Genomic DNA, 13,457 nt, shown 5'->3' with positions numbered 1-13,457 from the left:
GACGAAACCGTGCTGTGGTGTGATGCTCGGGTGCCCGACCGCCTCCCCCCGTACCGGAGACAGGCGGCCTGACCAGCAAGGATGGGGAAGCGGAAGATGGACAAGCAGCAGGAGTTCGTGATCCGGACGCTGGAGGAGCGCGACATCCGGTTCGTACGCCTGTGGTTCACGGACGTACTGGGCTTCCTCAAGTCCGTCGCCGTGGCCCCGGCCGAGCTGGAGCAGGCCTTCGACGAGGGCATCGGCTTCGACGGCTCCGCGATCGAGGGCTTCGCCCGGGTCTACGAGTCCGACATGATCGCCAAGCCCGACCCGTCGACCTTCCAGGTCCTGCCCTGGCGCGCGGAGGCCCCCGGCACGGCCCGCATGTTCTGCGACATCCTCATGCCGGACGGCTCCCCGTCCTTCGCGGACCCGCGCTACGTCCTCAAGCGCGCCCTGGCCCGCACCTCCGACCTGGGCTTCACCTTCTACACCCACCCGGAGATCGAGTTCTTCCTGCTGAAGGACAAGCCCGTCGACGGCACGGTCCCCACCCCCGCCGACAACTCCGGCTACTTCGACCACACCCCGCAGAACATCGGCATGGACTTCCGCCGCCAGGCCATCACGATGCTGGAGTCGATGGGCATCTCGGTGGAGTTCTCCCACCACGAGGGCGCCCCCGGCCAGCAGGAGATCGACCTGCGCTACGCGGACGCGCTCTCCACGGCCGACAACATCATGACCTTCCGCCTGGTCATGAAGCAGGTCGCACTGGAGCAGGGCCTCCAGGCCACCTTCATGCCGAAGCCGTTCTCGGAGTACCCCGGCTCCGGCATGCACTCGCACCTGTCCCTCTTCGAGGGCGACCGCAACGCCTTCTACGAGTCCGGCGCCGAGTACCAGCTCTCCAAGGTCGGCCGCTCCTTCATCGCGGGCCTGCTGCGGCACGCGGCGGAGATCTCGGCGGTCACCAACCAGTGGGTGAACAGCTACAAGCGCATCTGGGGCGGCAGCGAGCGCACCGCCGGCGCCGGCGGCGAGGCCCCCTCCTACATCTGCTGGGGCCACAACAACCGCTCGGCCCTGGTCCGCGTCCCCATGTACAAGCCCGGCAAGACCGGCTCGGCCCGCGTCGAGGTCCGCTCCATCGACTCCGGCGCCAACCCGTACCTGACCTACGCCGTCCTCCTGGCCGCCGGCCTCAAGGGCATCGAGGAGGGCTACGAACTCCCGCCGGGCGCCGAGGACGACGTCTGGGCCCTGTCCGACTCGGAACGCCGCGCACTGGGCATCGAGCCCCTCCCGCAGAACCTCGGCGAGGCCCTCGCCCTGATGGAACGCAGCGACCTGGTCGCCGAGACCCTCGGCGAGCACGTCTTCGACTTCTTCCTGCGCAACAAGCGGCAGGAGTGGGAGGAGTACCGCTCCCAGGTCACCGCCTTCGAGCTGCGGAAGTCGCTGCCGGTGCTGTGACGCTCCGCTGGAGGTGGGGTCGAAGGGGCACGCCGCCCCTTCGGCCCCACCGACTCGCCTGCCGGCGGCTCAGTCGTGCGGGACTTCCTCGATCACCTTTTCCCCGAACCGCCACGAGCCCCGGTTGCCCAGTGCCTCCGCGCGCAGGCCCGTCTCCCAGGCGATCCGTGCGGCCCGCTGCTGCGGGACGTCCGGGTACTCCTCGGGCTGCACCTTGATGTAGCCGCGCCGGTCGGCAGGCTGGGTACGCAGGACCTCGCGCAGCCTCTCCTCCTGCTCCTCCCGCGTGCCGGCGTTGCCGGTAGCGCGCTGGTACACCCTGCTCATGCCGCCCGGCCGCTTCCTCTCGTCGCGTCGCCTCGCGGCGTCCGATCCGCGCCATGCCATCCACCCGACGGCACCCAGCGCGGCGAGGGCCGGCGCCCCCGCGCCGAGCAGCTCACCAGTGGCGTCCGCCTGCCCCGGCGTCCGGGGTCGAAGCGCGCCCCGGGGGTCCTCGACCACGGTCACCACCTGACCGACGTCGTAGAGATCGGACGTCGTCTCCATCTCGGGCCCGGGCACGCGGGAGCCGTCTTCCCTCCGCAGCTCGTAATGGGAGTGACGGGCCTTGCGTCCCTGCGCCGGATCGATTCTCTCCTTCACCACCGTGGCAGTGACTCTCTCCCCACGGTGCTGAAGCGTGAGGTCGTCGCGCGCCAGGTCGAAGACGTACACCGACATCACGGACGTGATCACGACGAACAGGGCCGCATACGTGCTCGACTCACGCGTTCCGAGCCTCCGGATCAGCACGACGAGCAGCAGCCCGTGCAGGATCCACAGAGCGATCTGAGCGAAAGGCCCGGACCCGTCCACGAGGAGGAACATCGACGCGATCACGACGAGCACGTAGCAGCCGATGCCGACCGCCAGCAGAACGGGATGCCTCGCACGCCTCCTGCGCGCCTCCTCCCCTGCTTGCCGGACGCTGGTCATGCTTGTTGCTCCATTCCTCCGGTGTCCTACTCCCCCTCAGCCGGGACCCGGCCCGGGGCCGACCCCGAAAATCCCTCGGACCTGCACACCGTTCATCGCACGGTCGCACGGAAAGGGCGTGGGGGAGGCGGATGGGGCCGGCTGTACGCATCGCGACTCGGGGAGGGCTCCCCTACCGGTGGGTAGCGTGAAGACACCGGCTCTTTCCCTGACCGCACGGGCACACTGATGGATGCGAAGACGCCGGGAACGAGCCTCCGACAGCGCGCGGATAGTCGGCCGTTCACCAGCGTGCTTTGATCAGTGCGCGGCACGCCGGTGATCGGTTCCGGATTCCCCCAACTCCGCGTTCCGGGCGTGCGTGCCTCACCGCTCCCATTTCGTTCGCACGAAAGGAAAGACCTGCCATGAACCTCGTCCCCCAGGTCGAAACGGCTGAAATCTCCGACGCGGACCTGGACCAGGTGTCCGGCGGCAACGTCGACGCCGGCGCGGCCGTCATAACGGCCGGTGGCGCCGTCGGTGCCGGCCTCTACGCGGAGGCCGGCCCGTTCGCCGTCAGCGCCGGTCTGGGCGCCTCGGCGGCCCTCGGCGGCACCGCGGCGCAGGGCCACGCGCACACGACCATGGTCTGAGCCGCCCGGCTGACGCGCGCGTGAGGCCCCGGACCATTGCGTCCGGGGCTCTTCACTTGCCGGTGCCCGCCACGAACGCGGCCCACATGGCCGGGGCCATGGCCAGGTGGGGGCCGTCGGGGCGCTTGGAGTCGCGGACGTGGATGGTGGCGGGGGTTATCGCGACCTCTACGCAGTCGTTGCCGTCACCGCTGCTGCTGTGACTGCTCCTGAACCACGCCAGAGCGGGAGCGGCCGGGGTTGCGGGGATGCGGATCATGACTCTCCAAGCAACTGTTCGATGACGGCCCGCGACTCTCGGGGCGTGAGAGCCTGGGCCCGGATCATTCCATAGCGCAGTTCGAGGATTCTGAGCTGCTTCGGATCGGTCACCGGCCGCCCGGCGAACGCCCCCTCGGAGCGGCCCACCGCGCTGCCGTCGGGGAACTTGAGCACCTCGACCAGCCCGCCCGTTCCGACGTGCTCCTCGCAGTCGGTCGGCATGACCTGGATCGACACGTGCCGCAACTCCCCCAACTCCAGAAGGCGTTCGAGCTGGCGACGCCACACCATTCTGCCTCCGACCGGACGGCGGAGCGTCGCTTCCTCCTGGACGAAACAGAGGGTCGGCGCCGGTGACCGCTCGAAGACCGAGCGGCGGGCCAGCCGCGCGGCGACCATGCGTTCAGTCTCCTCTTCCGTGTAGGCGGGCAGCCACGCGTCGAACAGCGCGCGCATGTGCGCCTCGGTCTGGAGCAGACCATGGACGTTGTGGGTGCTGTACAGCCCGATCTCGACCGCACTGGCCTCCAACTTGGCCAGTTCCCGGACACGCTTCGGGTACCGGACCCTCGCGACGTCCTCCCACATCGCCGCCAGCAGGCCACCGGCCCCCAGCACCTCGTCGGCCCGCTCCAGATACTCCCGCCGCGGAATCCGCTTCCCGCCCTCGACCTTGTAGACCAGGTCCTCCCCGTACCCCACCGCCGTCCCGAACTCGGCCGCCCGCATCCCCACCGCCTCGCGCCGCAGCTTCAACTGCCGCCCTACGGTGGCGATGACCGCCACGCCCCACTCGTCGTCCGGGTCGACCTCCCAGCCCGGCTCCTCCGCGCCGCCGTCCACCGACATCCGCATCCCTCCGCCGTACGCGTCGTATCGCGAGGGGCCACACGGTAGGGGCCGCACTACGCCCGTGGGCGGGAACGAGCCTCCACGCACGCCAACGAGTGACGGGCCGGCAGCGCTGTCCGGGCCGTCACCGCCGTACCGCCTCCGCCCCCTCGGGCACGTGCGTCGCGACCACGCGCTCGCGCCCGCCCGCCGGAGCGGCAGCGCCCCGCCGCCGGTCCACGGCGTACGCCGCGCCCGCGACGCCCAGCCCGAGCACCGCCAGCCCCGCGCCCGCCGTCGCCGGGGACGTGGCGCCGAAGCCCGCCGCGAGGGCGAGGCCGCCGATCCAGGCGCCGCCGGCGTTGGCGAGGTTGAAGGCGGCCTGGTTGGCGGAGGAGGCCAGGGAGGGGGCCGCCGCGGCCTTCTCCATGACCATCAGCTGGAGCGGGGAGCCGGTGACGAAGGCGGCCATGCCGAGCAGGGCCACCGCGACGGCCGCGCTGGCCTCCGTACGCATCAGGAGCGGGAAGAGGGCGAGGACCACGACCAGCGAGGCCAGACCGCCGAAGAGGGTGCCGCGCAGGGAGTGGTCGGCCAGGCGGCCGCCCAGCAGGTTGCCCGCGGTGGCGCCGACGCCGAAGAGGGCGAGCAGCAGCGTCACGCTGGTCTCGGCGAAGCCGGCGGCGTCCGTGAGCATCGGCGTGATGTAGCTGTACGCCGCGAAGAGTGCGCCGAAGCCCGCGACCGTCGTGCCGAGCGCCAGCCAGACGGGGACGGAGCGCAGAGCGGCCAGTTCGCCGCGCAGGCCGGTGGTGGGGGCGGGGGCGTGGTCGCGGGGTATCAGGGCGACCAGCGCCGCTATCGCCGCGACGCCGATGGCGCTCACGCCGAGGAACGTCGCCCGCCAGCCGAGGTGCTGGCCCATGGCGGTGGCGGCGGGAACGCCGACGATGTTGGCGACGGTGAGGCCGAGGAACATCAGGGAGACGGAGCGGGCCCTGCGTTCCGGCGCCACCATGCCGGTGGCGACCACGGCGCCGACGCCGAAGAAGGCGCCGTGCGGCAGACCGCTGACGAAACGGGCGGCGAGGAGGGAGACCTCGCCGGGGGCGAACGCCGACAGCGCGTTGCCGGCGACGAAGAGCGCCATCAGGGCGATCAGGACCGTACGACGGGACATCCGCGCGGTCGCCGCCGCGAGCAGCGGGGCGCCGATGACGACGCCGAGCGCGTAGGCCGAGACCAGGTGGCCGGCGGCGGGGATCGAGATGTGCAGGTCGTCCGCGACTTCGGGCAGCAGTCCCATCATCACGAACTCGGTGGTACCGATGCCGAAGGCGCCCACGGCAAGGGCGAGCAGGGCCAGGGGCATGAAGGGACTCGCCTTTCGAGAGCGGAGGTGTGCGTACGGGACGGGCGTCCGGACGTCTGCGCGTCCGAAACCCCTATGTTCCCGTACGGAACAAAGCCTCTCAGGGCGAGTATTCCGCCGACGAATCTCAGGAGGCGGTTGTGTCGACCTTCACACGCGCGGCGATCGGGAGGTGATCGCTGCCGGTGGCGGGGAGGGTCCAGCTGGTCGTCGGTTCCACGCCGCTGACCAGGATCTGGTCGATGCGGGCCATCGGGAAGGAAGCGGGCCAGCTGAAGCCGAAGCCGTCACCCACGGCGCCCTGCGGGGAGCGCATCTGGGAGGTGATCGCCGTGAGCGCGCGGTCGTTCATGGTGCCGTTGAGGTCGCCGAGCAGGATCTTGCGGGGCAGCTTCTCGTCGGCGATGGCCTCGCCGAGGGCCTCGGCGCTCCTGTCCCGCTGCCGGGCGGTGAACCCGGCCTCCAGCTTCACCCGTACGGAGGGCAGGTGGGCGACGTACACCGCGACCGGCCCGGACGGGGTGGCGACGGTGGCGCGCATCGCGCGCTTCCAGCCCAGCCGGATGTCGACGGCCTTCACGTCGCTCACCGGATACTTGCTCCACAGCCCGACGGTGCCGACGACCGCGTGGTGCCGGTACTTCGACTCCAGCGCCTTCTCGTACGTCGGTACGGCGGACGCCTTCAGCTCCTCCAGGGCCAGCACGTCCGCGCCGGAGGCGGCCACGGCGCGGGCGGTGCCGGCCGGATCGGCGTTGTCGGCGTTGACGTTGTGCGTGGCCACCGTGAGGTCGCCGCCGGTGCCGGTCTTGTCGAAGAGCAGGCCGCCGAAGAGGTTGAACCACACGGAGATCGGCAGCAGGAGCGCGATCAGCGCCGTCGCCGACTTGCGGACGAGGGCGATCACCAGGAGTACGGGGACCAGCAGGCCGAACCACGGCAGGAAGGTCTCCGAGAGGCTGCCGAGGTTGCCGATGGCGTTCGGGATGCGCGAGTGGCCCGCCATGACGACGGCCAGGACGACGGCCACCGCCGCGGTGATCAGGCCCCGGCGCCAGATCCGCGGGTCCCCGCGCCAGCCGGTGACCGCCCGGTCGAACAGGCGCCGAAGCCGGGGTTCCCGGCGCTCGGGCCCCGAGCCGCCGCCGTCCGTCTCCGTGATGTACGCCTGCTGCGCCATACCGTCGCCTCACAACCTGCCGTGCAACACCGTCGCCCCCCGTGACTCAGCACCCTAGGGGATGATCGGTTCCGATCCCGCCGTCCCGTGACGGCCGTACTGGCACGAGGACGTAGGAGTCGGCTTCCGGAGTTCCGAACGGCGTCGGCACGGACCGCTCTGTGACACAACGATCACATTCGCCCCCCTCCGCCCCGCCCCGGACGCGGCCGTGTCGAAGGTCCCCTAGCCGTCGGGAGGCACGAGGTGCCACCATGGAAGGGATCCGGGGACGCCGTCAGGGTGCCTCGAGATGACATGAAGGAGCCGTTGCCATGACGCAGCTTTCGGCTGCCCCGACGCCGCAGCGCAAGCCCGCCGACGGGAGCAAGGCGCTGTACGGGGGCAAGAGCAACCGTCGCATCACCGTCCGGGACATCACCGCCGCCAAGGAGCGCGGTGAGAAGTGGCCCATGCTCACCGCCTACGACGCGATGACCGCGTCCGTCTTCGACGAGGCCGGCATCCCGGTCATGCTCGTCGGCGACTCCGCGGGCAACTGCCACCTCGGCTACGACACCACCGTGCCCGTCACGCTGGACGAGATGACCATGCTCTCGGCCGCGGTCGTACGGGGCACCGGCCGCGCCCTGATCGTCGGCGACCTGCCCTTCGGCTCCTACCAGGAGGGCCCGGTGCAGGCGCTGCGCTCGGCGACCCGGCTGGTCAAGGAGGCCGGGGTCGGGGCGGTCAAGCTGGAGGGCGGTGAGCGGTCGCACGAGCAGATCCGGCTGCTCGTCGAGTCCGGCATCCCCGTGATGGCGCACATCGGCCTCACCCCGCAGTCCGTCAACTCGATGGGCTACCGGGTCCAGGGCCGGGGCGAGGAGGCGGCCCAGCAGTTGCTGCGCGACGCCAAGGCGGTGCAGGACGCGGGCGCCTTCGCGGTCGTCCTGGAGCTGGTGCCGGCCGAGCTGGCCGCCGAGGTGACGCGGACGCTGCACATCCCGACGGTCGGTATCGGCGCGGGTCCGGACACGGACGCGCAGGTGCTGGTGTGGACCGACATGCTCGGGCTGACCGGCGGCCGGATGCCGAAGTTCGTCAAGCAGTACGCCGACCTGCGCGGCGTCATGGGCGACGCGGCGAAGGCGTTCGCCGAGGACGTCGTCGGCGGAACGTTCCCGCAGGAGGAGCACTCCGTCCACTGAGCCATCGCGGTACGACACCGGCCCCGCCGATCTTCCCCCGTCGGCGGGGCCGGTGGTTTTCCCGGGCTCCCCTCCCCCCCGGCCACTCGTCCCGTCGGCGGGATGCCGGTGGGGCCGGACCGCTGTCGGCGGTATGTCGGTCGTTTGTCGGTGGGGGCTGACAACGTCGTCGGCATGAAGCGAATCGACGACAACCCCCCGACCGCCGCGGGCAGCGCGGTCACCGTGCGGGGGCTGGTCAAGCACTACGGCGAGACCAAGGCACTGGACGGTGTCGACCTCGATGTGCGCGAGGGCACCGTGATGGGTGTGCTCGGGCCGAACGGGGCCGGCAAGACCACCCTCGTCCGCATCCTGTCCACCCTCATCACGCCCGACACCGGCCGGGCGCACGTCGCCGGCTACGACGTCGTACGGCAGCCGCGGCAGCTGCGGCGGGTGATAGGCCTCACCGGGCAGTACGCGTCCGTGGACGAGAAGCTCCCCGGCTGGGAGAACCTCTACATGATCGGGCGCCTGCTCGACCTGTCCCGCAGGGACGCCCGCGCCCGGGCCGACGAACTGCTGGAGCGGTTCTCGCTCACCGAGGCCGGCAAGCGGCCCGCGGCCACCTACTCGGGCGGTATGCGGCGCCGGCTCGACCTGGCCGCCTCCATGATCGGGCACCCGGCCGTCCTCTACCTGGACGAGCCCACCACCGGCCTGGACCCGCGCACCCGCAACGAGGTGTGGGACGAGGTCAAGCGCATGGTCGGCGACGGCGTCACCGTACTGCTCACCACCCAGTACATGGAGGAGGCCGAACAGCTCGCCTCCGAGCTCACCGTCGTCGACCGCGGCAAGGTCATCGCGAACGGCGGCATCGAAGAGCTGAAGGCCAGGGTCGGCGGGCGCACCCTGCGCGTCCGCCCGGCGGACCCGCTTCAGTTGCGCCCGCTCGCCGCCTACCTGGACGAGCTGGGCATCACCGGGCTCGCCAGCGCCACGGTGGACGCGCAGCGCGGTGCCGTCCTGGTGCCGATCCTCAGCGACGAGCAGCTGACCGCCGTGGTCGGCGCGGTCACCGCGCGCGGCATCACGGTCTCCTCCGTCACCACTGAACTGCCCAGCCTGGACGAGGTCTTCCTGTCCCTCACCGGCCACCGCGCCAGTGCCCCGCAGGACCCCGCGCCCGCCGAAGCCCGCGAGGAGGTCGCCGTATGAGCGCCGCCACCGTAACCCCCGCTCCCGCCGCCGACGCCCGGATCTCGCTGCGCGGGCACGTCCGGCACACCGGAGCCCTGGTCCGCCGCAACCTGCTGTGGATCCGGCAGGACCCGGAGTCGATGTTCGACGCCGTGCTGATGCCGGTCGTCTTCACCCTGCTGTTCGTGTACGTCTTCGGCGGGTCGATCGGCCAGGCGCTGGGCGGCGGCCAGGACGGCTACGTGCAGTACGTGATCCCCGGCATGATCGCGATGATGAGCATGACGCTGTCCCAGGGTGTCGGCACCGGGTTCAGCCAGGACTTCAACTCCGGTGTCATGGACCGTTTCCGGTCCCTGCCGATCGGGCGCGGCTCCGTGCTCTTCGCGAAGATCTCGGTGGAGATGCTGCGGATGCTGTTCGCGACGACGGTGCTGATGATCGTCGCCGTCCTGGTCGGCTTCGACATCCGGAACTGGGGCGGACTGTTCGCCGCGGTCGGCCTGTCCGCGGTGTTCGCCTCGTCGATCATGTGGGTGTTCCTCACCCTGGGCGTGATCCTGAAGAACGCCCAGTCCGTGCAGGCGATGGGATTCATGGTGCTGTTCCCGCTCCAGTTCGGCTCGTCCATCTTCGCGCCGACGCAGTCGATGCCGGGCTGGCTGCAGGCCTTCACCGACTACAACCCGCTGTCCACGCTCGCCGACGCGGCGCGCGGGCTGATGGTCGGCGGCCCGGTCGCGCACGACCTGTGGATGACGCTCGGCTGGTCGGTGGCGATCACGGCGGTGATGGCGCCGGTCGCCATCCACAAGTTCCGTACGAAGACCTGACCCGGCCCGGTCAGACGAGGGCGCCGGCCTCCTCCGCGGTGAGGCCGGCGCCCTCGGCGTAGGCGGCCTCGTACGCCTCGGCGCCGAGCACCTCGCGGACCCGCCCGGCGGCCCGGGCGCGCGCGTCCCGCTCCAGGCCCATCGAGACGTGGTCCGGCGGCAGCAGCGCGTCGGCGGCGCCGATGCAGCGCGCGGCGTCCGCGGCCCGGCGACCGCCGTCCACGCGGGCCAGCGCCATCGCGGCGATGGTCAGGTACCCGGAGCGCATGTGCGGGGCGATGGCGGCGGACAGCGGGTCCTCGGCCCGTTCCAGCGACGCGCGGACCTTGTCCAGGCACTCCTCGTGCCGGTCCTCCAGCGTGGCGATCCATGCCTCGGCGGCGAGGATGAAGGCGTCGAAGACGATGAAGTGGGAAAGGGCGAAGTCCTCGCGCAGCAGCCGCAACTGCACACGCGCCTCGGCGATCCGGCCGGTCATGCCGAGCCAGCCGGCGAGGAAGAGCCGGGCGGCCGGCATGGCGCCGCTGTGCCCCGCCCCGTCGGTCCGGCCGATCACCCCGTACAGGATGCGCTCGCCCTCCTCCCCGTCACCCGCCTCCAGCAGCACGCTGCCGAGGCGGGCCTCCAGCACGTCGACCTGGGCGTGCGCGCCGAGCCGTTCGGCGTGCTGCGCGGCGGCCCGGTAGTCGGCGGCGGCGAGGCGGAACGCACCCTTGCGTTCCCGGGCCTCGGCGCGGGCGGAGAGGGCCTCGGCGGTGCCCCAGGCGTCGCCGAGGCGGCGGTAGATCTCCAGTGCCTCGTCGGCGTCGCCGGCCGCGTCGCCCGCCCACTCGGTGCGGTTGGCGAGGAAGTTGGCGCGCATCTGGAGGCTGCCGGCCAGCGCCCAGTCGTATCCGGGCGTCTCACGGCAGGTGCGCACGGCGGCGTCCATGATCACGCGCAACCGCTCCATGTCGCCGGAGAGCATCACGGCGAAGAACCAGAGCAGGCCGGGCGGGGTGCAGGTCTGGGGCATGCCGGGTTCGTACGTCTGGGAGATGACGCGCAGTTTCCGCTTGGCCGCCGGCTTCTGCCAGGCGTCCAGTTCGGTGTCCATGCAGGCGAGGTGGGCGAGGTGGACGCCGCGCCGTGCCTCGGCGAGCACCTCGCCGGTCATCGGGGGCGGCGCGGCCGTGCACCGCTCCCACACCGGTTCGGCGCGCTGGACGGGCTCGGCGAAGGGGTCCGGGCCAAGCGCCATGACCTCGCTGAACCAGTTCCGGGCCTCCACCCGCAGGTCGCGCATCTGCCAGTACCAGACCAGCGACAGGGCCAGGCTGAGCGCCTCCTGTTCGTCGCGCTCGGCGATGGCGTGGCGCAGGGCGGTGCGCAGGTTCTCGTACTCGCGCTCCAGCCGCTCGATGGCGGCGAGCTGCCGCGGGCCGCGCAGCAACGGGTCGGTGGTGCGGGCGAGTTCACGGTAGTACGTCAGGTGCGCGCGCTCGGCGGCGGCCCGTCCGTCGGTCTCGTCGAGGCGTTCCGCGGCGTATTCGGCGACGGTCTCCAGGAGCCGGTAGCGCATGCCGTCGCCGCCGGACGGCGCGGCCACCACCAGGGACTTGTCGACCAGGGAGCCCAGGGCGTCCAGGGCGGCGGGCCCGCACACGGCCTCGGCGGCGGCGAGGTCGCAGCCGCCCGCGAAGACGGACAGGCGGCGCAGTACGTCCCGTTCCGGCTCGTCGAGGAGGTCCCAGGACCAGTCGACGACGGCGCGCAGGGTCTGCTGCCGGGGCAGGACGGTGCGGCTGCCGGAGGTGAGCAGGCGGAAGCGGTCGTCGAGCCGGTCGGCGATCTGGCGCGGGGTCATCATCCGCAGCCGGGCGGCGGCCAGTTCGATGGCCAGCGGCAGTCCGTCGAGGCGGCGGCAGATCTCGGCGCAGGCGGCCGCGGTGTCCTCGTCGGCGTCGGTGCGAAAGCCCGGGCGGGCGGCGGCGCCCCGGTCGGCGAGCAGCCGCAGCGCGGCCGGCTCGGGCAGCGGCTCCACCGGACGCAGCGACTCCCCCGGTACGCCGAGGGGCTCGCGGCTGGTGGCGAGGACGGTCAGGTTCGGGCAGCGGGTGAGCAGTTCCTCGGTGAGGCGGGCGGCGGCGTCGACGACGTGCTCGCAGTTGTCGAGGACGATCAGCATGCGGCGCCGGCCGCAGTGCTCGACGAGCCGCTCGACGGCGGTGGCCCGCCGGTCGGCGGCGGCGACGGCCCGCATCTCCTCGGCGCCGGCGCCGTACAGCACGGTCTCACGGGCGCCGAGGGCGGTCAGCACGGCCTCCGGCACGGCTCCGGGGTCGTCCACGGGGGCGAGCTCGGCCAGCCACACTCCGTCCCGCGCCGGGTCCCCGGCGCCCTCGGCGACCTCCTGGGACAGCCGCGTCTTGCCCGCGCCGCCGGGCCCGAGGAGGGTGACGAGGCGCGCGGCCGTCAGATCGGCGCGCAGGGCCTCGATGTCGGCGTCCCGGCCGACGAAGGAGGTGAGCCGGGCGCGGAGGTTGCCACGGGGCCGGGGGGCGGCCGGAGCGGCGTCGGTGCCGGGGCCGCCGGGCGCCGCGGGAGCTACGGGCGCGGCGTGCGCCGCGGCCGGCGGGGGCGTCGGCGGTGTCCCCGGCGTCGCGGTCTCCCCGGTTGCCGCGCTCGTCTCGGACATCGCGCTCGTCGCGCTCGTCGCGGGCGTCGCGGGCGTCGCGGGCGTCGCGGGCGTCGCGGGCGTCGCGGGACTGAGCAGTTCCCCGTGCAGGGCTCGTAGTTCGGGCCCCGGGTCGGTGCCGAGCCGGTCGGCGAGCAGCCGGCGTACGGCCTCGTAGGCGGCCAGCGCCTCGGCGGTGCGGCCGGTGTCGCGCAGGGCGCGCAGCCGCAGTGCCTGGAGGGGCTCGTCCAGGGGGCGGCCGTCGCACAGCGCGGTCAGCTCGGGCAGGGAGCGCTCGGCCTGGCCGAGGTCCAGGGCGGCGGCGTGGCGGGCGCGCAGGGCGTCCAGGTGCCGCATCTCCCAGCGGGCCGCCTCGGCGGTGCGGTCGGGCAGGTCGGCGAGGGCGGGGCCGCGCCACAGGGTGAGGGCGTCGTCGAGCACGACGGCCGCCTTGGCGGGGTCGCCGTCGGCCAGCGCGCGGGCGCCCTCGCCGGCCAGCCGGTCGAAGCGGTGCAGGTCGACGTCGTCGGGGGCGGCGGCGAGCCGGTAGCCGCCGTCGGCCGAGGCGACCGCGTCCGCGCCGAGCGTCCGGCGCAGCCGCCCGACCAGGGCTTGCAGGGCACCCGGCGCGTCGGCCGGCGGGTCGCCGTCCCACACCTCCTCCACCAGCAGCCCCGCGGCCACGGTGCGGCCGGGCCGGAGGGCGAGGACGGTCAGCAGCCCGCGCAGCCGCGCCCCACCGAGCGGGACGGCCGTGCCGTCGGGGCGGAGTACCTGTGTGGTGCCGAGGATGCGATAGCGCACGGGGTCCATTGTCCCCGCTGCCGTAGAAGCCGGTCACGGGGTTTTGACGGCGCGGCGTGAGGTCCCGGTACCAG

11 protein-coding genes are annotated in these 13,457 nt (G+C 72.6%); 5 read left to right on the top strand and 6 right to left on the bottom strand.

Going from position 1 to position 13,457, the window contains the following annotated elements:
- Positions 1–96 precede the first annotated feature (96 nt).
- Positions 97–1,458: a type I glutamate--ammonia ligase gene (gene glnA, locus ACZ4V1_RS03640; protein WP_055416613.1), complete on the top strand. Its 1,362-nt coding sequence runs from the start codon at positions 97–99 to the stop codon at positions 1,456–1,458.
- Positions 1,459–1,527: 69 nt separating this feature from the next.
- Here glnA and ACZ4V1_RS03635 read toward each other — a convergent pair whose 3' ends face one another.
- Positions 1,528–2,436 carry a hypothetical protein gene (locus ACZ4V1_RS03635; protein WP_468328685.1) on the bottom strand — a complete coding sequence of 303 codons (909 nt, stop codon included), beginning with the start codon at positions 2,434–2,436 and terminating at the stop codon, positions 1,528–1,530.
- A 407-nt stretch (positions 2,437–2,843) separates the two neighbouring features.
- Here ACZ4V1_RS03635 and ACZ4V1_RS03630 point away from each other — a divergent pair, with 407 nt between their 5' ends.
- Positions 2,844–3,071 (top strand): hypothetical protein, encoded by a 228-nt coding sequence (locus ACZ4V1_RS03630; protein WP_468328683.1) that lies wholly within the window; start codon positions 2,844–2,846, stop codon positions 3,069–3,071.
- Positions 3,072–3,123: 52 nt separating this feature from the next.
- On the opposite strand, the gene ACZ4V1_RS03625 is transcribed toward ACZ4V1_RS03630, so the two are convergent.
- The 4 genes from ACZ4V1_RS03625 to ACZ4V1_RS03610 form a co-directional block, all read right to left on the bottom strand.
- The gene (locus ACZ4V1_RS03625) at positions 3,124–3,330 is read right to left on the bottom strand and encodes a DUF397 domain-containing protein (RefSeq protein WP_468328681.1); all 207 of its coding nucleotides are present in this window, start codon (positions 3,328–3,330) and stop codon (positions 3,124–3,126) included.
- Positions 3,327–4,181, bottom strand: a complete 855-nt coding sequence (locus tag ACZ4V1_RS03620) for a helix-turn-helix domain-containing protein (RefSeq protein ID WP_468328973.1) — start codon at positions 4,179–4,181, stop codon at positions 3,327–3,329. The genes ACZ4V1_RS03625 and ACZ4V1_RS03620 overlap by 4 nt, the downstream gene beginning before the upstream one ends.
- Before the next feature lie 127 nt (positions 4,182–4,308).
- A complete protein-coding gene (locus ACZ4V1_RS03615; protein ID WP_468328679.1) occupies positions 4,309–5,535 on the bottom strand; it encodes an MFS transporter in 1,227 nt (408 codons plus the stop codon).
- Positions 5,536–5,662: 127 nt separating this feature from the next.
- Positions 5,663–6,715 carry an endonuclease/exonuclease/phosphatase family protein gene (locus tag ACZ4V1_RS03610; protein WP_468328677.1) on the bottom strand — a complete coding sequence of 351 codons (1,053 nt, stop codon included), beginning with the start codon at positions 6,713–6,715 and terminating at the stop codon, positions 5,663–5,665.
- Between the two features lie 314 nt (positions 6,716–7,029).
- Between ACZ4V1_RS03610 and panB the strand changes: the two genes are divergently transcribed.
- From panB to ACZ4V1_RS03595, 3 genes are all read left to right on the top strand, one after another.
- Complete coding sequence (panB, locus tag ACZ4V1_RS03605) at positions 7,030–7,905, top strand: 3-methyl-2-oxobutanoate hydroxymethyltransferase (RefSeq protein WP_468328675.1); 876 nt, start codon at positions 7,030–7,032, stop codon at positions 7,903–7,905.
- Between the two features lie 174 nt (positions 7,906–8,079).
- Positions 8,080–9,108, top strand: coding sequence for an ATP-binding cassette domain-containing protein (locus ACZ4V1_RS03600; RefSeq protein ID WP_468328673.1), 1,029 nt, complete (start codon positions 8,080–8,082; stop codon positions 9,106–9,108).
- Positions 9,105–9,923 carry an ABC transporter permease gene (locus ACZ4V1_RS03595; RefSeq protein WP_468328671.1) on the top strand — a complete coding sequence of 273 codons (819 nt, stop codon included), beginning with the start codon at positions 9,105–9,107 and terminating at the stop codon, positions 9,921–9,923. The genes ACZ4V1_RS03600 and ACZ4V1_RS03595 overlap by 4 nt, the downstream gene beginning before the upstream one ends.
- A gap of 10 nt (positions 9,924–9,933) precedes the next feature.
- Here ACZ4V1_RS03595 and ACZ4V1_RS03590 read toward each other — a convergent pair whose 3' ends face one another.
- Complete coding sequence (locus ACZ4V1_RS03590) at positions 9,934–13,392, bottom strand: AfsR/SARP family transcriptional regulator (protein ID WP_468328669.1); 3,459 nt, start codon at positions 13,390–13,392, stop codon at positions 9,934–9,936.
- Between the last annotated feature and the right edge of the window lie 65 nt (positions 13,393–13,457).

The organism is Streptomyces sp. NPDC028991 (genome assembly GCF_055564775.1).
Note: the sequence above shows the minus strand (reverse complement) of the source record. Positions and strands in the feature narration are given on the sequence as shown.